Source organism: Streptosporangium sp. NPDC003464, assembly GCF_053588315.1.
In genome coordinates this window covers 1-18,666 of the sequence record NZ_JBSFPS010000209.1, presented here as the reverse complement: position 1 = coordinate 18,666, position 18,666 = coordinate 1, and the positions used below count along the sequence as shown (strand labels likewise).

At 72.4% G+C, this 18,666-nt stretch carries 16 protein-coding genes and 2 pseudogenes; 10 read left to right on the top strand and 8 right to left on the bottom strand.

Going from position 1 to position 18,666, the window contains the following annotated elements; genetic code table 11:
- The 4 genes and pseudogenes from ACWDS7_RS34725 to ACWDS7_RS34710 form a co-directional block, all read left to right on the top strand.
- Positions 1-318: pseudogene (locus ACWDS7_RS34725) on the top strand (ABC transporter substrate-binding protein); the annotation flags it as partial.
- Positions 303-1,244: an ABC transporter permease gene (locus ACWDS7_RS34720; RefSeq protein ID WP_451932695.1), complete on the top strand. Its 942-nt coding sequence runs from the start codon at positions 303-305 to the stop codon at positions 1,242-1,244. The pseudogene ACWDS7_RS34725 and the gene ACWDS7_RS34720, both read left to right, overlap by 16 nt.
- A gap of 98 nt (positions 1,245-1,342) precedes the next feature.
- Positions 1,343-2,203, top strand: coding sequence for an ABC transporter permease (locus tag ACWDS7_RS34715; RefSeq protein WP_451932694.1), 861 nt, complete (start codon positions 1,343-1,345; stop codon positions 2,201-2,203).
- Positions 2,200-3,726, top strand: coding sequence for an ABC transporter ATP-binding protein (locus ACWDS7_RS34710; RefSeq protein ID WP_451932693.1), 1,527 nt, complete (start codon positions 2,200-2,202; stop codon positions 3,724-3,726). The genes ACWDS7_RS34715 and ACWDS7_RS34710 overlap by 4 nt, the downstream gene beginning before the upstream one ends.
- Positions 3,727-3,788: 62 nt before the next feature.
- On the opposite strand, the gene ACWDS7_RS34705 is transcribed toward ACWDS7_RS34710, so the two are convergent.
- The 5 genes from ACWDS7_RS34705 to ACWDS7_RS34685 all read right to left on the bottom strand — a co-directional run bounded on the left by ACWDS7_RS34705 (position 3,789) and on the right by ACWDS7_RS34685 (position 10,813).
- The gene (locus ACWDS7_RS34705; RefSeq protein ID WP_306874780.1) at positions 3,789-3,959 is read right to left on the bottom strand and encodes a hypothetical protein; all 171 of its coding nucleotides are present in this window, start codon (positions 3,957-3,959) and stop codon (positions 3,789-3,791) included.
- 109 nt (positions 3,960-4,068) lie between these two features.
- Positions 4,069-6,024, bottom strand: a complete 1,956-nt coding sequence (locus ACWDS7_RS34700; protein ID WP_451932692.1) for a Xaa-Pro dipeptidyl-peptidase — start codon at positions 6,022-6,024, stop codon at positions 4,069-4,071.
- Between the two features lie 102 nt (positions 6,025-6,126).
- A complete protein-coding gene (locus tag ACWDS7_RS34695; protein ID WP_451932691.1) occupies positions 6,127-7,092 on the bottom strand; it encodes a glycoside hydrolase family 6 protein in 966 nt (321 codons plus the stop codon).
- A complete protein-coding gene (locus ACWDS7_RS34690) occupies positions 7,089-9,104 on the bottom strand; it encodes a galactose oxidase-like domain-containing protein (RefSeq protein ID WP_451932690.1) in 2,016 nt (671 codons plus the stop codon). The genes ACWDS7_RS34695 and ACWDS7_RS34690 overlap by 4 nt, the downstream gene beginning before the upstream one ends.
- Positions 9,101-10,813, bottom strand: a complete 1,713-nt coding sequence (locus ACWDS7_RS34685; RefSeq protein ID WP_451932689.1) for a glycosyltransferase family 2 protein — start codon at positions 10,811-10,813, stop codon at positions 9,101-9,103. The genes ACWDS7_RS34690 and ACWDS7_RS34685 overlap by 4 nt, the downstream gene beginning before the upstream one ends.
- Before the next feature lie 314 nt (positions 10,814-11,127).
- On the opposite strand from ACWDS7_RS34685, the gene ACWDS7_RS34680 reads away from it, so the two are divergent.
- Positions 11,128-11,778 carry a nucleotidyltransferase domain-containing protein gene (locus ACWDS7_RS34680; protein ID WP_306874795.1) on the top strand — a complete coding sequence of 217 codons (651 nt, stop codon included), beginning with the start codon at positions 11,128-11,130 and terminating at the stop codon, positions 11,776-11,778.
- 43 nt (positions 11,779-11,821) lie between these two features.
- Here ACWDS7_RS34680 and ACWDS7_RS34675 read toward each other — a convergent pair whose 3' ends face one another.
- The 3 genes from ACWDS7_RS34675 to ACWDS7_RS34665 all read right to left on the bottom strand — a co-directional run bounded on the left by ACWDS7_RS34675 (position 11,822) and on the right by ACWDS7_RS34665 (position 14,227).
- A complete protein-coding gene (locus tag ACWDS7_RS34675; protein WP_451932688.1) occupies positions 11,822-12,940 on the bottom strand; it encodes an MBL fold metallo-hydrolase in 1,119 nt (372 codons plus the stop codon).
- Positions 12,941-13,062: 122 nt separating this feature from the next.
- A complete protein-coding gene (locus ACWDS7_RS34670) occupies positions 13,063-13,362 on the bottom strand; it encodes an MTH1187 family thiamine-binding protein (RefSeq protein ID WP_451932687.1) in 300 nt (99 codons plus the stop codon).
- A gap of 139 nt (positions 13,363-13,501) precedes the next feature.
- The gene (locus ACWDS7_RS34665; protein WP_306874804.1) at positions 13,502-14,227 is read right to left on the bottom strand and encodes an MOSC domain-containing protein; all 726 of its coding nucleotides are present in this window, start codon (positions 14,225-14,227) and stop codon (positions 13,502-13,504) included.
- Between the two features lie 26 nt (positions 14,228-14,253).
- Between ACWDS7_RS34665 and ACWDS7_RS34660 the strand changes: the two genes are divergently transcribed.
- From ACWDS7_RS34660 to ACWDS7_RS34640, 5 genes and pseudogenes are all read left to right on the top strand, one after another.
- Positions 14,254-14,925: an endonuclease V gene (locus ACWDS7_RS34660; RefSeq protein WP_451932686.1), complete on the top strand. Its 672-nt coding sequence runs from the start codon at positions 14,254-14,256 to the stop codon at positions 14,923-14,925.
- A gap of 29 nt (positions 14,926-14,954) precedes the next feature.
- Complete coding sequence (locus ACWDS7_RS34655) at positions 14,955-15,944, top strand: ankyrin repeat domain-containing protein (RefSeq protein ID WP_306874810.1); 990 nt, start codon at positions 14,955-14,957, stop codon at positions 15,942-15,944.
- A gap of 12 nt (positions 15,945-15,956) precedes the next feature.
- On the top strand, positions 15,957-16,505 hold the full coding sequence (locus tag ACWDS7_RS34650; RefSeq protein ID WP_451932685.1) for a hypothetical protein: 549 nt from the start codon (positions 15,957-15,959) through the stop codon (positions 16,503-16,505).
- Between the two features lie 196 nt (positions 16,506-16,701).
- Positions 16,702-17,664 (top strand): LysR family transcriptional regulator, encoded by a 963-nt coding sequence (locus ACWDS7_RS34645; RefSeq protein WP_451932684.1) that lies wholly within the window; start codon positions 16,702-16,704, stop codon positions 17,662-17,664.
- Between the two features lie 138 nt (positions 17,665-17,802).
- Positions 17,803-18,666, top strand: a pseudogene (locus ACWDS7_RS34640) (hypothetical protein); the annotation flags it as partial.

Below are 18,666 nucleotides of genomic sequence, written 5' to 3'. Positions count from 1 at the left end.
TACACCACCTACTGGGGCACCAACGACTCGGTGGTCTTCTTCGCCGGCAAGACCCTCAGCTCCGACGCCGCCCAGAACGAGGCCGGCTGGAAGGATCCGGCCTTCGACGCTGCCTACCGCAAGGCCGTCGGCACCGTCGACACCGCCGAGCGCGCGCCCTTCCTCCGGGAGATGCAGAGGATCGAGCACGAGCGCTCCGGCTACCTGCTGTGGGGCATGGCCGACGGACTGGACCTGGCCTCCCCCAAGGTCCACGACCTGCCCACCCTCCCCGGCTACGGCCGCGTCCAGCTCGAGCGCGCGTGGCTGGCCACCTGAGGCGCCTCGCCGTGTTCCTGGCCGGGCGGGTGGCACTGCTGGCGGTGCTGCTCGCCCTGGTCTTCGCGGCGGTGGAGTTCCTGCCGGGCGACGCGGCCAGGTCCACGGTCGACCGGGGCGCCTCGGTGGCGGACGTCGCGGCGCGGCGGGCCGAGCTCGGGCTCGACCGGCCACTCTGGAGCCGTTTCACGGACTGGATGACCGCGCTGCCCACCGGCGACCTGGGTGTGACAGCACGCGGGGAACAGGTCTCCGAGGTCATCGGCCGCCACTTCCCCAACACGCTGCTGCTCGGCGGCCTCGCCCTGGTCCTGACCATGGCCGCGGCGCTCGTCCTGGGCGGCGGCGCCGCGCTGCGGCCCCTGTCGTGGCTCGACCGGGCGGTCTCCGGGACCTCGACGATCGTCATGGCGCTTCCGGAGTTCGTGGTCGCGAGCGTCCTGGTGCTGGTCCTCGCCCTCTGGACCGGCCTGCTGCCGGCGGTCACGCTGACCGGCACGACGGGCCGCCCGGCCTCCTGGAGCATGCTCGTCCTGCCCGTCCTGGCGCTGGCCGTGCCGCAGATCGGGTGGAACACCCGCATCGTCCGCGCCTCGCTGGCCGACGAGGCGGCCGCCCCGCACGTCGAGGCCGCGACCCTGGACGGGCTCCCGCCGGCCCGGGTGCTCCTGTGGCACGTGCTCCCCGGCGCTCTGCCCGCCATCGCCGCGGGCGCCGCCACCTCGGCCGGCATGCTGCTCGGCGGCGCGGTGGTGGTGGAGACGATCTTCAACTACCCGGGACTGGGCACGGTCCTCGCCGGAGCCGTGCGGGACCGCGACACCCCGCTGGTCGCGGGGGTCGTGGCGGTCACCGGAGCGGTGATCCTCGCCGTGCTCGTCGCCTCGGACCTGATCCGGGACCGGACCTCGGTGCGGCGGTCATGAGTCCCGGAGGGCCCGCCCCGGCGGCGGAGGACCCGGCACCGGGCGGAACCGGCCGGGGCGGACCGGCCACGGACAGAACCCCGGCGGGCGGAACCGCAGTGAACGGAACCCCGGCGGACGGAACCCCGGCGGGCCGGACGGGGCCCGCGCGGCGCCGCGTCCGGGCGGCGGTGTCGGCCGTCCCCTCGATCGCGGTCATCGGGCTGGCGCTCGCCGGGCCGCTGCTCGCCCCCCACCCCGTCGACACCCCGGTCGCCATCCCCTACGCCTCTCCCGCCCCCGGCCTCCCCCTGGGCGGTGACCAGCTCGGCCGGGACGTGCTGAGCCGCCTGCTGGCCGGGGGCGGCGAGCTGCTGGTCACCTCCGCCCTCGTCGCCTGTCTCGTCACGCTGCTCGCCGCGGCGCTCGGCACCGTCGCGGCGCTGCGCCCGGCCGTCGGGCGGGCCGTCGAGTGGGCCTGCGACGTGATGATCCTGCTGCCGGCCGTGCTCGCCGTGCTGCTGGTGGTCCTCTCCTGGGACGGTGGCGGCCGGCTCGCGCTGGTCACCGCGGCCGTCGCGGTCGGCCTGCCGTACGCCGTCCGGGTCGTGGCGGGGGCCGCCGCCCCGATCGCCGGGTCGGGCTATGTGGAGGCGGCGATGGCGGGGGGCGAACGGCTGCCCCGGCTGGTCTGGCGCGAGGTGCTGCCCAACCTGCGCTCGACCCTGCTGACCCTGCTGGGCCTGCGCTTCGTGGCGGCGGTCTACGTGGTGTCCACGGCGGCGTTCCTGGAGGTCGGCCCGGAGCCGCCGGCCGCCGACTGGGCTCTGATGATCCGGGAGAACGGCCCGGGCGTCATGCTCAACCCGTGGGCGGTGATCGCGCCCAGCCTGGCCATCGGCCTGCTGGCCGGCGCGGTGCAGGTGACGGCCTCGGCGCTCGCGCCGCGGACCAGACGACAGGTGGTGGATCGGCGATGAGCATCCCGGACCCGGGCGCCCCGGCGACGAAGGTCGTGGAACCCGGCGGCCCGCTCCCGGACCCGCCGGGGCCGGCCGGGGCGGTCCCGGGCGTCCCCGGATCCCGAAGCCCGGCCTCCCCGGACGGCCGGGTCGACGCGACCGTCGCCGAGCTCGACGCGCTGGTGCTGGCCGACCACGAGGGCACGGCCGTGGTGACGGGGCCCGCCGTCACCGCCGTCCGGGGGCGGGTCGTGGCGCTCGTCGGGCCGTCCGGGGCGGGCAAGAGCACGCTGCTGCGCGCCTTCCTCGGCGCCCTGCCCGGCGGCCTGGTCCTGCGCTCCGGGCGGGCGCGGGTGCTCGGCCACGACATGTTCGGGCTGGACCCGGTGCGGCTGCGCGCGGTCCGCCGTGACCACGTCGGCTACGTGGACCAGGACCCGGCCGCGCGCCTCAATCCCCGGATGCGGGTGCGGCGGCTGCTCGGCGAGCTCTCCCCCGCGCGTCCGTCGCCGGACGCCCTGCGGCGGCTCCTCACCGAGGTCCGGCTGCCCGGCACCGGCGAGATGCTCACCCGCCGCCCGCACCAGCTGTCCGGCGGGCAGCAGCGGCGCCTGGCCATCGCCCGCGCCCTGTCCCGCCGCCCCGACCTGCTGCTGCTGGACGAGCCGACGGCCGGGCTGGACGCGGCGCTGTGCGCGGAGGTCGGCGAGCTGGTCCGGGAGCTGGCCGACCGGCGCGGCATGGCCGTGGTGCTGGCCTCCCACGATCCGGACCTGGTGGCCAGGATCGCCGACGAGGTGGTGGAGTCCGGCACGCCCCGGCGGCCCCGCGCCACGCCCTCCCCGCGCCGCGGGACGTCCCCGGAGGGGCCGCCGCTGCTCACCGTGCGGGGTCTGTCGGCGTGGGCGGGGTCACGGACGATCCTGTCCGGGGTGGACCTCGACCTGCGCCCGGGTGCCGCGCTGGCGGTGAGCGGGGTCTCCGGCTCGGGCAAGACCACCCTGGCCCGGGTCCTCAGCGGGCTGCACTCCCAGGCGGAGGGCGCCGTCGAGCTCGACGGCCGCCCGCTCCCGCTGCGGGCCGCCCGGCGTGACCGCGAGCAGTGCCGCCGGATCCAGCTCGTCCCGCAGGACCCGCTGGGCACCCTCAACCCGGTCCGCACGGTCGGCGAGGCGATCGCCCGCCCCCTGCGGCTCCACCGGCGCCCCGAGAGCGGCGCCGCGCGGGTCGGCCGGCTGCTGGAGGACGTCGGCCTGTCGGCCGAGACCGCCCGGCGCCTGCCGCACGAGCTCTCCGGCGGCCAGCGCCAGCGGGTGGCCGTCGCCCGCGCGCTCGCCGCCGACCCGGACGTGCTGATCTGCGACGAGGTGACGTCCGCGCTCGACCCGGCGACCGCGGAGTCGATCATGGAGCTGCTGAGCGGGCTGCGCCGCGGACGCGGTCTCGCCCTTGTCGTCATCAGCCATGACGTGGCCCTGGCCGCACGGCACTGCGAGCTGTCGTGCGTGGTCGCCGGGGGGCGGGTGAGCAGGCCCTGCTGAGGCGGCCGGCCGGGCCCCGGGCGGCGCGGGTCCACGAGGATCTCGCGGACCCGGGCCGGCGGTCAGTCGCGGACGCGGGAGGAGCGGAACAGCTTGGCCACGAACATGGCCACCACGGCGACCACGCCGATGATCAGAGCCCACTTGAGCAGCGTGAAGACGATGCCCAGGAGCCAGCCGAACAGGATGAAGGCGAGCACCACGGCCGCCACGATCAACAGAATTCGTCCCATGTGTCCAACGCTATTCGCCGGCGCCGCCCGGCGGCAGGGCCGGGCGGCGAAGTCAGGGACAAGCCAGGGTCATCCCTCAGGGACACCCCGGTGAGGTGGCGGGCACCGCTCAGCCGAGGGCCGAGCGGCCGCCGACGAGGGGGAGCTCGACCGAGCTGGCGCCGGGCTGGACCGAGACGGCGGTCCCGGCGGGCAGGCGGAGGGTGAAGTCGCGGTCGGTGGAGATGAGCACGACCCCGATCCGGTGACCGGCCTTGATGACGTAGTCGCTGGGCTGGAGGTCGACGTCGAAGTCGTAGAAGCGGCCCTCACGGAGCAGGTCGGTCCGGGAGGCGGAGTGGCGGTTACGGACGTCGAGCCAGCCCCTGGTGATGATCTTGTAGGGGGCGGTCACCGTGACGTGCTGGGCCAGGCGGGTGCAGCCGGTGTCGCCCGGCACGCCCTGGCCGTAGCAGACCTGGTCGGGGCCGTAGCTGACGCCGCCGTAGGCGCGGGTGTCGGTGCCGTAGTCGACCAGCAGGGCCGTCAGGTACGGCGAGCGCCCGCCTTCGAAGGCCGCCTTGACCGAGACGCTCGGGGTGCCGGAGAGCCGGGCGTCCTTGGCCAGCGGGGACGACAGGTAGGCCAGCCGGTTCGGGTCGGTGGCCACGACGTTCTCGACGAGCTGCTCGGCGGTGCGGGTGTTCTGGTCGGTGAAGGACTCCACGGCGCGGCCGCCGGAGCGCTCCCGGCTCAGCGTGCCGTTGCGGCCGTCCGTCCCGGGGGCCAGGCGCAGCCGTACGTCGGCGGTGCCGGGCAGCGGCCACGAGGCGTGCTGGGCCCACTGGCCCGGACCCGACTCCACGTCCGCCTGCGGCTCGTCCATGATGCCGTTGCGCAGGCCGTACAGGTGGAAGTCGAACCAGCGGTGGAGCTGGCGCAGCCACTCGGCGTTGCGCTGGGCGAAGGAGAAGGGGTTGAAGTGGGCGCCCTGGTGGAGCCAGATCTTGCGCGGCACGCCGCGCTCGGCGAGCGCGTCCCACCACTGGACGGCCTGCTTGGTCTTGACGTTCCAGTCGTTGAGGCCGTGGACCAGGAAGACGCTGGCGCGGACCTTGTTCACGTCGTTGAGGTAGTTGCGCCCGTCCCAGAACGCGGAGTAGTCGCCGGTGACGCGGTCCTGGTCGCGCTCGATCTGGTTCACCAGCGCGCCGCACGCCTGCTCGGCGTTCTCGCGGGTGAGGACGTAGCGGGCGAGCACGTCGGCGTCCTCGCCCTGGTAGCCGCCGGGGGCGAGCACCGCGCCGTTGGCCCGGTAGTAGTCGTACCAGGAGGAGATGGCCGCGATCGGCACGATCGTCTTGAGCCCCCTGACCCCGGTGGCGGCGACGGCGTTGGGGAGCGTCCCGTTGTAGGAGACGCCGGTCATGCCGACGTTCCCGGTCGACCAGTCGGCCCGGACCTCGTTGCCGGAGGCGTCGAAGCCGCGGGCCCGGCCGTTGAGCCAGTCGATGGCGGCCTTGGGCCCGGCGGTCTCGTTGTCCAGGCCGGTCGTCGGGCAGCCGGTCGCGCGGCCGGAGCCGAGGTTCTCCACCAGCGCGATCGCGTAGCCGCGCGGGACGAAGTAGTTGTCGTAGTAGCCGCGGAAGGGCGGCGCGACCGCGCGGGAGGTGGGCCCGCTCTCGTCGAGGCCGAACATCTCGTCACGCAGGTCGTCGAACTTGTTGCGCCGGTACTCCATGCCCGCCGGGTCGGAGCCGTCGAGGTCCACGACGTGGTTGGGCACGTCGTTGCCGCCCGCGTAGTAGGGGCTGGCCTCCATGATGACGGGGACCTTCAGCCCGGACGCGGTCTCCTTGGGCCGCATGATGTCGACGGCCACCCGGTCCGGGCGGCCGTCGCGGTCGCTGTCGACCCCGGCGACCTCGACGAACACGGTCTCGGTCAGGGCGTCGGCGCGCGAGTAGATGGGCTGGGTCTCGTTGTTCTCGATCAGAGCGGGCGCGGGTTGCGCGGCCGCGGCGGGCAGGGCGCCGGAGGGTACGGCCACCGCCACGGCGATGAGGACTGTCTTCCATCTGTTCATCGAGGGGGACTCCGAGAGGGTCGATGAAAATCTGACTGCTCCGGTCAATCTCCTGCGTGGCAATCTTCACATGCAAGATCCAGGATGTAACGAATCAAGCGGTCACCCGGCGTTTCGGACGAGCTCCAGCGCGTAGTGGGAGAACCACTCGCCCGGCCGGGGCTCGCCACGGTGGCAGTCGCCGTCGGACTCCCCCGGCCGCTTGATCCACAGGAAGGCGTCCACCCGCTCGTGCCCGGTCCGGGTGGTCGGCTCCGCGCCCAGTGCCCGCCCCTTGGGGTTGCACCAGGTGTCGTCGCCCTGGGCTCCGTGGAGCGGGCCGTTGCCGTTGCGCGAGGTGTCGATCACGTAGTGCGCCCCGCCGAGCACGTCCGACAGGCGCTGGGCGGCGGCGACGCTCTCCTCGGTGGTGAAGAAGTTGCTGACGTTGAAGGCGAAGCCGTCGGCCTCGGTCGCCCCGGCCTGCCGCATCGGCTCGGCCCAGGCCCCGGCGTCGGCGATCCAGCCGGCGTTCCCGGCGTCCAGGTAGACCTTGGTGTTGGGCTGCTTCTTCAGCGCCCGCACCGCGTCGCGGAGCAGGCCGAGGCGTTCGGCCGCCCGGCCGCCCTGGGTGCAGCTGTCGAGGATGTGGGCCATCGCGTCGGGCTCGACGACGACCCAGGCGGGCCGGTCGCCGATGCCCTCGGCGAAGCGGCCGATCCAGGAGCGGTATTCGTCGGCGCTCGCGGCACCGCCCGCCGAGAACCGGCCGCAGTCGCGGTCGGGGATGTGGTAGGCCACCAGGACCGGCACCTGGCCGGCCTCCTGCGCCTTGGTGGTGATGTCGGCGACCCTGGCGTACGGCTCCTGGTCGCCGATCCAGATCGCGTTCGGCCTGTCGGCGATCCTGCGGATCAGCGCCGCGTCCTCGGTCTTCCCCTCCGCCTCCAGTCTGCGGACCTCGTTGACCGCGGTGCCCTCGGGGTCGACGTAGAAGCCGGCCGCGCCGGGAACGGCCGAAGCCTCCCCGCAGGCCGCCGTCACGAGGGCGAAGGCGAGTGCGGCGGCGGCGCGGCCGTAGCTGTTCATCGAGCTCCTTCGATGTGGACCCAGCGGGCCGGGGACGGGGTCCCCTTCTCGGTGACCCCGAACATCATGTACCAGCCGGGCGGCACCAGCGCGGGGTTGGTCGGGACCGTCACGACGATGCCGGTGGGCACCCGGGTGAAGTCGACCTTGATGGAGCGCTGCTCCACGTCCGTGACGTGGGTGACGGCGCTCGGCCGCATCAGCCGGACCTCCTTGATGCGCTCGGCGTCGGGGGTCTTGAACCCCGCCCGGGAGCCCAGGGTCAGCATCCGCCGCCCGTCGGTGATCATCGGCCGCTTCTCGCCGTTGTGCAGGTAGGTCGGGGTGTAGATCTCGATCCGCTGGTCGAAGGTGCCGGGCACCGTGCCCGCCTCGTCGGCGAAGAGCGGGTCGGAGCCCATGCTGAGCACCCGGCCGTCGGGCAGCAGCAGCCCCTCGGCGTGGTAGTTGCGGCCCACCGCGGGCGCCGCGGCCTCGTGGAAGCTGTTGCTCTGCGGGCGGTAGACCTCGGCCCGCAGGACGTCGCTGTCGCCCCGGCCGCGGTAGTCGCTGGAGCCGTTGAAGGAGAACACGGTGTCGTCGGGGAGCAGCACCGCCGACGGGTAGCGCACCGGGTCGGACAGGTTCGGGCCCCGGACGTAGCGGGGCGCGGGCTGCTTGAGGTCGATGATGGCGGTCCGGGCGGTGGCGTTCGGCAGGCCCGGCTGGCGCTCCCCGACCGGGCCGCCGCCCATCACCATGATCCGCTGGTCCTGGGCGGGGGGCAGCAGCACCGAGGCGCCGGTCTCGTTGAGTTCGGGCTCGGGCAGTCCGGGGACCGGGGTGAAGGCCTCCATCTCGTCCGGCGCCACGCCACCGACGCCGCCGGGGGACCTCACCAGGCGGTCGGTGTCGTGGCGGTAGTCCCAGATGCCCGGGGGGCGGAGCGCGAGCTGGCCGGGACCGTATCCGGCGCTCATGCCGGAGAAGAAGAGGGTGTCGTCGTCCAGCAGGAACAGCGCCGGGTAGCTGGGGAAGAAGCGCTTGGGCCCGGGGATCCAGGTCCGGGTGGCGGGGTCGTAGAACTCGTTGTCCCTGGTGATCTGCCCCACGGTGTCCAGGCCGGAGACCGTCATCACCTTGCCGTCGGGCAGCGCGGTCATCGTCGGGTACCAGCGGCCCTCGGCCATGTCCTGGACCTTGATGTAGCGCTCGGCGATCGGATCGAACTCGTAGGCGTCCTTGATGCCTTGGAAGTCCTGCTTCTCCAGCGTCATGTCCGCGCCCATGGCGTACAGGTTGCGCTTGTCCCGGCCGGTCAGCCCCTGGATCTCGTATTTGACGTAGCCGCCCGGCGAGGTGAAGACGCCGGGCGCGCCCTCGACCACGGACTCGGCGAAGACCTTGGTCTCGCTGGGCTTGATCCGGACCTTGCCCGGCACGCCGCTCTCGACCTTCTCGGCGGGCGGCACCGTGATGTGCGCGGTGGTCCGGTAGAGCCGCCCGTTGGGGGCCGCGATCAGGGTGCCGGGGTGCAGCTGCCGCCGGATGTGCGGGCTCTCGTTCTTCACCACCAGGGCCCCTCCGGCCCGCTTCACCTTGCTCTTGAGCACCTCGAAGCGGAGCGTGCCGCCGGCGATGAGGAGGTTGCCGTTGGGCAGCAGCACGTGGCCGGCGCAGAAGAAGTCGACCGGGGTGTCGATCATCTTGAACTCGCCGGCCTGTCCCGGCTTGGTGGGGTCCCAGAGCACGGTCTTGAAGGTGCCCTTGGCGAAGTTGGCGGCGTTGTTGCCGGACCCGGCGACGATGAGCACCTTGCCGGTGCGCAGCAGGGCCGCGTGGATGGCGTTGACCTTGAACTCGTTGGGGACGTTCAGGAAGCTCCAGTGGCCGTAGCGCGCCTTGTAGTCGTCCCGGTTGATCTGGTAGTCGTGCCATTTGCGGGAGGCGAACCCGGCGACGGCCGGCAGGTTGACCCCGACGATCGCGGCGATCACCGCGGCGGCGATCAGGTTCTTGCGTAGACGGCTCAACGGTTACCTCGGCTGGTCCACGCCCAGGTCGCCAGGGGCCCCAGGCAGATCACAAGGGCGAGAATCACCCACAGGGTCATGACCAGGTGCACGTGCCCGGTCCAGAAGAGGGTGAGCAGCAGCCCACCACCGAAGATCACGGCCCACCACAGGTGGATGCGGAAGGTGGCGAGCTGGTCGGGGCTGGCCGAGTCCCCCTTGGGGGTGACCACGAACTTGCTCGGCCGCCGCAGCGCGGCCCCGATCAGCGAGGCCACGTAGATGGGCGCCGACAGCGCCGACATGACCATCCCGGCCACCCCGGAGGAACCCTCCGGCTCGTGCGGGCTGACGTTGTGCCGCCGGTTCCAGGTGTAGAGCATGACCTGCAGCAGCGCCGCGTCGCCGTAGAGCATCAGCCACACGTCCATGGGCACGGTCACGCCGGAGCCGCCCACCGCCATGAAGAGGGTCGCGCTCAGCCCGGCCAGCAGCCAGTTGAGCGCGGACATCGGATAGAACGTCACCATCAGGCTGTAGTTGAACAGCCGTCCGGGCGACAGCCGGAACGCCGCCTTCCAGAACTGGGTGAGCAGCGTCTCGTAGGTGCCCCTGCTCCAGCGGAGCTGCTGGCTGAAGAAGTCGGTCCACGACGACGGCCCCTCGCCCACGGCGAGCACGTCCGGGGTGTAGACCGACATCCAGCGCTCCCCCGTCCGCGGGTCGCGGGAGCGGTGGAACTCGATGCCGGTGGCCATGTCCTCGGTGATCGAGTCGTACAGGCCGCCGATCTGCTTGAGCGCCCGGATCCGCACGGCGTTGTTGGTGCCGACGAACATCGGCGCCCCGTACAGGTTGCCGGCGCGCTGGATCAGGGAGTGGAAGAGGAACTGCTGGCTCTCGGCGGCCTTGGTGACCCCGGCGGTGTAGTTGCCGTAGACCTGGGGGCCGACCACGAAGGCCACCCGCGGGTCGCGGAAGTATCCGAGCATGCGCTCGCAGAACTCCGGCAGCGGCACGTGGTCGGTGTCGACGGAGACGAAGAAGTCGTAGTCGTCGCCGTGGGCCGACAGCCAGCTGTTGTAGTTGCCGTGCTTGGTCCTGGCCCGGAAGGCGCCCTTGGGCTGGTTCCACTCGGGCACGCCCTTGCGGCTGAAGTGGCGGGCGCCCAGCCAGTCGCAGAGCTCGCGGATGTCGGGGTCGTCGCCCTCGTCCAGCAGCCACACGTCGAGCACGCCGTCATGGCGGATCTGCAGGGCCGCCGACAGGGTCTCCCGGACCATCTCCAGCGGTTCCTTGCCGGGCACGCAGGTGGTGATGAAGGCCACCCGGCTGCCGCGCTCGGGCGGTACCGGGACCGGGTCCCTGGCCGCCAGCATGGCGTGCACGTTGGAGACCACGCTGACCAGGCGGAAGATCTCGATCAGGGCGATCGCCACGAGCATGACCTTGTCGGCGACCGGGATGTACCACGGGAGCATGCCGTAGGGGTCGACCCGCACCGTCCAGTGGCCGGGCATCAACAGCCAGGCCATCATGGTGAACTCCACGACGAGCGCGGCGACCATCAGCAGCACCGCCCGCACGCGGTGCGGCTCGCTGGCGAGCATGGAGCGGTACTGGACGCGGTACGGCCGGCCCGGCTCCGGTTCGGTCATGGGCCCGGCGAGCTGGCTGAACCGTTCGTAGTCGTAGAGGGTGATCTTCGTGCTGTCGGCTGGTGAACTCATGGGCCCGGTGACCTCACAACCCGCACGACGAAGACCAGCACTGTCCCCCCAGATGGATCACCCCGGCCACCCGCGCAAAGCGGCGGTCAAGCCCGGCCCGCGGATCGGTAAACCGCGAAACATCATATTGGGAGCAGTGGGCCGGATCTCATCACTTTCGCACCCTGGGACCACTTCGTGAGGACTTGATTTGGCTTTCAACCAAATCATCGAAGGGCAAATAGGGACAAGCATTAATTAATCGAACTATCGCCCTAAATCGGGCGCCGGAAAACCCGTGTCCGGGGCGGGGGCCGGGCTGGCACGCTTGACGGATGGAAGTACGGTTCGTCCCCGATCACCTGGTGCTGTCGGTCGTGGTCGGCTCCCGCGCCTACGGGCTGGAGACCGAGGACTCCGACGTCGACCGGCGCGGGGTCTTCGTGGCGCCGACCCCGCTGTTCTGGCGGCTGGCCAAGCCGCCCACGCACGTCGAGGGGCCGCTGCCGGAGCAGTTCTCCTGGGAGGTCGAGCGGTTCTGCGGCCTCGCGCTGGAGGCCAACCCGACGGTCCTGGAGTGCCTGTGGTCGCCGATCGTCGAGCACGTCTCCCCCGCCGGGGCGGACCTGCTCGCGCTCCGGAGCGCCTTCGTGTCCAGGCGCGCCCGCCAGAGCTTCACCGGATACGCCGAGGCCCAGTTCCGCCGCCTGGATCCCGAGCGCCCCAACTGGAAGCAGGCCATGCACATGATCCGGCTGCTGATCAGCGGCCTGCACCTGGCCCGGCACGGCGAGCCGCTGGTCCGGATGGACGAGCACCGCGACCGGCTGCTGGCCGTACGGCGGGGCGAGGTCTCCTGGGCCGAGGTCCAGAGATGGCGCACGGAGCTGGCCGCGGGCCTGGAGGCCGCCGACGCGCTGCCGGCCGGACCGGACCGGCGGCGCGTCGACGACTATCTGGCGGCCACGAGGAGGGCGGCCCTTTGACCCTCACCCCGCCCGCCTGGCCGGGCGGGCGGACGGCCTGAGCTCACGGAGCGCCGAACAGCTCCCACCAGCTGTCCACCAGGGGCACGTCGTCGACGTCGACCCGGTCTCCCGGCCGGGGGACCGCGAGACGGACGTCGCGGGCCTTCGCCTCGCGCCACAGGCGGTCGACGGGCTCGGCCCACGGGTGGGGGGCGAGGGTGAAGGTCCCCCAGTGGACGGGCAGGAACAGCCGGCCGCCCAGGTCGAGGTGGGCGTTGACCGCCTCCTCCGGGTCCATGTGGATGTCGGGCCAGGCGGGGCTGTAGGCGCCGATCGGCATCAGGGTGAGGTCGAACGGGCCGTGGGCGGCGCCGATGCCCGCGTATCCGTCGAAGTAGCCGGAGTCTCCCGCGTAGAAGACCCGCTTGGCCCGTCCCGCGACCACCCACGAGCCCCAGAGGGTGACGTTGCGGGTGAAGGCGCGTCCGGAGAAGTGCCGGGCGGCGGTGGCGACGAACCGCAGGCCCGCGACGCTCGTCTCCTCCTCCCAGTCGAGCTCGACGATCCGCGAGGCGGGCACGCCCCAGCGCTCCAGATGGGCGCCGATGCCCAGGGGGACCAGGAAGGGCGCGCCCTGCAGGGCGGTGAGCGCGCGGACCGTGGCCCGGTCGAGGTGGTCGTAGTGGTCGTGGGAGATCACGATCGCGTCGAGCGCCGGAAGGTCGGCCAGCGGGACCGGCAGCGGGTGCAAGCGCCGCGGGCCGACCAGCCGCGAGGGCGAGGCGCGCCCGCTCCACACGGGGTCGAACAGGACGCGCCGCCCCTCGATCTCCACCAGCGTGGTGGCGTGGCCGTACCAGACGACGCTCAGCCCGGCCGCGGACGGCGGGGTGACCGGGGAGGTCACCAGCGGGACCGGCCCGACGGGCCGGCGGCCGTCGCGGTTGAGGACCATCTCCCGGAGCATCTCCGGGAGGCTGCCCACCGGGGGCGTGTACGAGCCGGGCACGGCGTTATGGAAGACGCCGTCACGGAACCGGGGGGAGCGCCGCATCCGGGCCAGCCGCTCCCCCGCGGCCCGGCCGCCCAGCTCCGCCGGGATCTCCCGCACCGCCCATCCCAGTGCGGCCAGCGCCAGCCCGCCCGCGAGAAGACGTCCCGCCGATCTTTTATCCGCCATCCCGCAATACTCCTTCAAAGTCGGATGATCTGCGCAAACTACTCACGATCCGCCGGCCTCCTCCGCCCGTGGACCACCGGGCTTCCGGGGCCGCGCGCCGGAGGCGGACTCCCCCGCGGCGGCTACGCCAGATGCCGCTCGACGGTGGCCACCTTGGCCTCCAGCCGGCCGCCCTGACCGGCGCGCAGATCGGCCTTCAGCACGAGGCTGACCCGCCCGCACCGCGCCTCGACCGCCGCCACCGCGTCCTTGACGACGCTCATCACCTGATCCCAGTCGTCACCCTCGACCGTGGTGAACATCGCATCCGTACGGTTCGGCAGCCCCGAGGCGCGCACCACCCGCACCGCCTCGGCGACGAGCTCACCGACGTCCTCCCCCACTCCGACAGGGGTCACGCTGAACGCCACGAGAACCGACATGTCCGGCCCCTTTCTCCGAATCTCCGAAGCTCTCCGCTCACCGCACCCTAGTTTCCCCGGAGTCCCGGCACGCGGGCGGGCGGCGACGGGCCGGGGACGGCGGGCCGGTCCGCTCGGGGCCCGCACCGGACGGCCCCGGTCAGGAGCCGTGCCGCGCGCTGACGGCCGCCGGGTCGCCGGGCCGGACGGCCCCGGGCCGGGTCACCCGCATGATCATGCCGAACTTGTTCTCGTGCTCCCCGATCAACCACTTCTGCAGCTCGGGCCAGCGCTGCCGGCCGTCGGGATCCCAGCTGGGCACGGCGCAGCGGATGCACGGGCCCGTGTGGGCCCCGGTCACCGCGAGCTCGGCCTCGCCCACGGTGATCGTGGTGCCGGCCCCCCAGCTCTCCTCGGCGAAAGCGGGCGCGTCCAGTCCGAGGTGCAGGTTGGGGCGGAACCTGAGCAGGTCGACCGGGGAGCCGAGCTCCTCCTCCAGCGCCGCGAGGGACGCCTCGAACGTGACCAGCACGGTCAGCGCCCGGTCCTGCTGCCCATCCGCCGCGCGCAGGCGCAGCGGCGTCCCGAGCGAGCGCGCCAGCTCGCCGGCCGTCCCGGGGTCGTGCCACCGCCAGACGGTCCCGTCCGGAGCGGTCAGCTCCGGCGCGTCGTCCGCCCCGTAGGCGGCGCGCCAGTGGAGCATCTCCGGGCGCTGCCGCACGGTCAGGACCTTGCCGTCGTGGTTGTCCCGCCCGTCGATCAGCGCGTAGGCCCGGTCGCCGGCCACCCCCCGGTGGTCCAGCAGCGCCTCCTGGAGTTCCTCACCCCGCAGCGACTTCACCGGCCACCTCAGCAAACGCCGCAAACTCCCGCTATGTGTCGTCATGCTCTAAAAATAGCGATCATGTGTATATGAAGGCACAAAATCCCCGCACCATCCAGGAAGCCGAGGCGATCCAGGACGAGCTCCGGCCGCTGCTCGACCTGACAGGGCCGGGTCCCCGCCGGCCGGCCAGGGTGGCGGGGGTGGACGTGGCCTACGACGGGCAACGGCTCGCGGCGGCGGTGGCCGTACTGGACGGGGCCACGCTGGAGGTCGTCGAGCAGGTGACCGTCGGTGGGAGGGTGGCCTTCGACTACGTCCCCGGCCTGCTGGCCTTCCGGGAGGTCCCCGCCCTCCTCGAAGCCCTCGGACGCCTGACCGCCGCCCCCGACCTGATCGTCTGCGACGGGTACGGCCTGGCCCATCCCCGCCGCTTCGGCCTGGCCTGCCATCTGGGCGTGCTGACCGGCCTGCCCACGATCGGCGTGGGCAAGACCGCCTTCGTCGGCTCCTACCCCGACCCCGCGCCCGAGCGGGGCTCGTGGACCGATCTGACCCTGGACGGCGACGTCGTCGGCCGCGTGCTCCGCACCCGGCACGGCGTCAAACCGGTCTTCGTCTCCGTCGGCCACCGCGTCGACCTCGACACGGCCTGCCACAACGTCCTCGCCCTGACCCCTCACTACCGCCTCCCGGAGACGACCCGCGTCTCCGACCGGCTGTCACGTATGGCTTTGATCGAAAATGTCACCTTCGACTGATTTGATCCACTCAGCACAACAAGATTGGGATGACTGTGAGCGACAACGAGTGGGTCGGCGGCACGGGCGCCTGGAGTGACACCAACCTGGCGGAGATCCGGGAACGGCTGGCCGACGGGTTCGACCCCGGCCAGCGGCTGTTCTGGCTCCGCTCGACGCCCCTGCACCAGGCCGCCCAGGAGGGAGCGGTCAAGGTGATCGAGCTGCTCCTGGCCTCGGGTGCCGAGGTGGACCCCGCCGACAGCTACGGCGCCACCCCGCTGTGGGAGGCCGTGCGCCACGGCCAGGACGAGGCCGTCCGGCTCCTGCTCGCCGCGGGCGCCGACCCCTGGCGGCCGTGCATCGCCGGGCGCTCCGCCGGTCTCCAGGCTCTCTTCACCGACCTCGCGGACCTGTTCGTCCCCCTCCCGGGAGCCCCCCGCGTCAGCCCGCGGCTCCGCGAGCTCCAGGACACCGTCGACGAGATGATGTTCTCCTACGAGGACTACAGCGAGGGGTTCTGCATCGCCTTCGTCGGCGGGGTGGAGGAGGACGAGGTCATCCGCCGCCTGGGGGCCGACCCCGGGCGCTGCCCGCCGGTGGAGGCCGGCGCGCTCCGGGAGGCCGAGCACGCCTCGCCCGTCGAGCTCCTGCGGGTCGCCACCCCGCCCGGGGGCGGGGTGGCGCTCATCCAGACCGAGGGCGTCCTGCCGGTCCACGACGGCGTCGCCCGGCTGGCCACCACCGGCGGCGGGGTCCTGGCCGGCGCCTTCCCGCTCGCCGGCACCTCGGTCGACATCTGGCGGGACGGCTTCTGCGTCGCCCGCCCCTCGGTCTACGACCAGCTCAGCGAGGACAGCCTGTTCGAGCTGTGGATGTGCCGTTTCGGCGACTGCGGCGCGCACCCCTCGACCTCCATGGAGCGCATCCTGGCCCTGATGACGCTCCTGACCGCCACCTACGTCACCGAGGAATGGCTGTGGAGCGCTCCGATGCGGCTGGTCCCGGTCGAACTGCGCGGCGGCGGCCAGGATGGATAGAGTCGCACAACCATGATGAAGCACACGATCACCGCGCTGTGGGAAGAGATCCCCGACGACGCCGACGATCTCACCCTGGTCCGCGGCGGATTCCGTCTCTACCTGTGCCTGTGCGGCAAGCATCTGGCGGACCGGGAGGCCGCGGAGTCGCACGCGGCGGAGACCAACCAGTGCACCACGTGCCTGGGCTCGACCATCGAGGAGATCGTGCCGGGCTTCTCCCAGGAGTGCACGGCCTGCGCCGGGACCGGCCGCCGTAAGGCACAGCTCACCTGGGAGCTCGCCTACGTCGAGGCCGAGGCCATGATCACCGTCGACCTCGTCCGCACGCTGATCGCCCCCTTCACCGGGCCGTTCCAGCTCTCCCGGGTCGCCGACACGGTCCGCGCCGCCCTCGGCCTGCCGGTCGGCCGCCTGCCCGTGGGCCCCCGCGTACGCGACGTCCTGCGCCAGCTCGAAGCCGCGGGCGAGCTGGTCCTGGTCTCCGCCCCGGACGAGCTGCTCCGCGGCACCACCGTCGTGCTCTACCGCGACCCCTACTGGCAGCACGCCTCCGGGTGAGGGACGCCCTTCCGGACGGGCCCTGATCTCCTCGGGGGATCGCGTGCCCGGATCACCCGCTCGGCCGGGTCGCCCGCCTCCGCTCCCGGCACGTTCGCCGCATCGGTGACGGACCGCGGGTACCGGCGCCGGGCCGTGGAGGGCATCCCGAAACTTGGGTCTTACCGGAAAGATTCTTTACTATTAACCTTTCGGTGTGGACCTAGAAGTGCGTCATTTACGAGCAATCTGTGCGATCGCCGACTCGGGCAGCATTTCCAAGGCGGCAACCGCACTCAAGATGTCGCAGCCCGCGCTCGCCACGCAGCTGCGCCGCATCGAGCGGATGTTCGGCGGGCCACTGTTCGAGCGGGGCCGGCAGGGGGCGCAGCCCACGCAGCTCGGCACCTGGGTGCTGATCAGGGCTCGGTCACTGCTGCCCGCCTTCGACGAGCTGCGACGGGACGGCATGCGCTACGCCGAGCAGACCGCGGAGAAACTCCGGATTCGGCTGGGCTGTATGTCCAGCCATCTAGCGATAAATGTTATTAAATGCCTTAACGAGCTGCTGGCCGGCGCCGACATCACCGTCCGCACCGAAGAGGCAATGGACCTGCTGCCCGGACTGCTGGAGTCCGAGCGCCTGGAACTCGCCACCCTCGGCGACTATCCGGGGCACGAGCTCTCGCCGCCCCCCGGCGTGGTCTACGCGGGCGTGGCCGTAGAGCCGATCTTCGTCGGGCTGGCCGTGTCCCACCCGCTCGCCCAGCGGGAGGAGATCGAGCTGCGGGACCTCGCCGACGAGGACTGGAGCCTGCACGCGCTGGCCGAGTCCGGGCACCGCGAACACTTCTGGGCCGCCTGCGCCCGGCAGGGCTTCGCCCCGAAGATCGCCTACTCCGCCGACCTCAGTCTCGCCATCGACCTCATCTCCTCCGCCCGGTGCGTGGGCATGTTCCAGGCGACCAGCAAGGGCTACCCGGGGATCGTCATCCGGCCGCTCGCCGGGACCCCGCTGCGCTTCCGCCACATGATCGGTTGGACCGAGCACGGGCCGGTCGCCCGGCACGGTCCCGACCTGGTCCAGGCGGTCACCAAGACCTACTGGGCCGAGGTACGGCGGGCCCCCGTCTACGCGTCATGGCTGAGGCGCCATCTGCCGCTGTCACCACCTGTGTAGCCGCCTATATCGCGAAGTTATGCAATTTCGTGGGGTACTCGCCCCGCAGTCACGGTGTCAGCTTTGGTCCAGCCCAAACCGTCAGGGCTCCTTGCATCCCTCTAACCCCCCAAGGGACACCGAGAGGAGTCACCCCGCGTGAATCCCAAGGTCAGACTGGGCGCCGTCGCCGCACTGGCTGCCGTCGCCATGACCGCGACCTCGGTGGTGAGCGCCGCCGGCGCCGCCACAGCCCCCGCGGGCACCGCCGCCCGCACCATATCCCTGGATCCGCCGGCGTTCGCGCCGCCGGACCCCGAATCACGCAAGCGCGCGATCTCCAGCGCCGACGGCGCCCTCGCCGCCAGGTCCGAGGCCCTGTTCAAGGGAGCTCAGGACGAGTTCACGCTGACGAACACCGTCGCGGGTACCCGCGGCCTGCAGTACCTGACCTACTCGCGGACCCACCGCGGGCTGCCCGTCTACGGCGGTGACGTGGTCGTCACCACCGACAGGACGGGCCAGGAGGTCGGCTCGGTGGCCTCGGGCCAGCGCGCCGAGATCAAGGTGGGCGTCAAGAGCAAGATCGACGCCGCCACCGCGGCCGTCACCGCCCGCGGCAGGCTGGCGACCGTGGAGAGCGTGAGCACCCCCCGGCTGGTCGTGCACGCGGCCGGCAAACAGGCCAAGCTCGCCTGGGAGGTGGTCGTCACCGGCGCCACGAAGGAGGCCCCGAGCGTCCTGCACGTCTTCGTCGACGCCCTCGACGGGTCGGTCGTGGACTCCTACGACGACGTCCGCGCCGGTACCGGCAACAGCTTCTACAACGGCAACCCGGTGACCATCCAGACCTCCGGCTCCGGCGGCTCCTACTCGATGACGGACACCACCCGGCCGGGGCTGCGCTGCGGCGGCCAGAACGGCTCGGTCCTCATCCCCCGTCTGATCGACGCCGGCCATGCCCCCGCGGATGCCGAGCAGGTTGCCGACCGAGTGCCCGCCTGGGGCTCGGCCCCGGCTGAG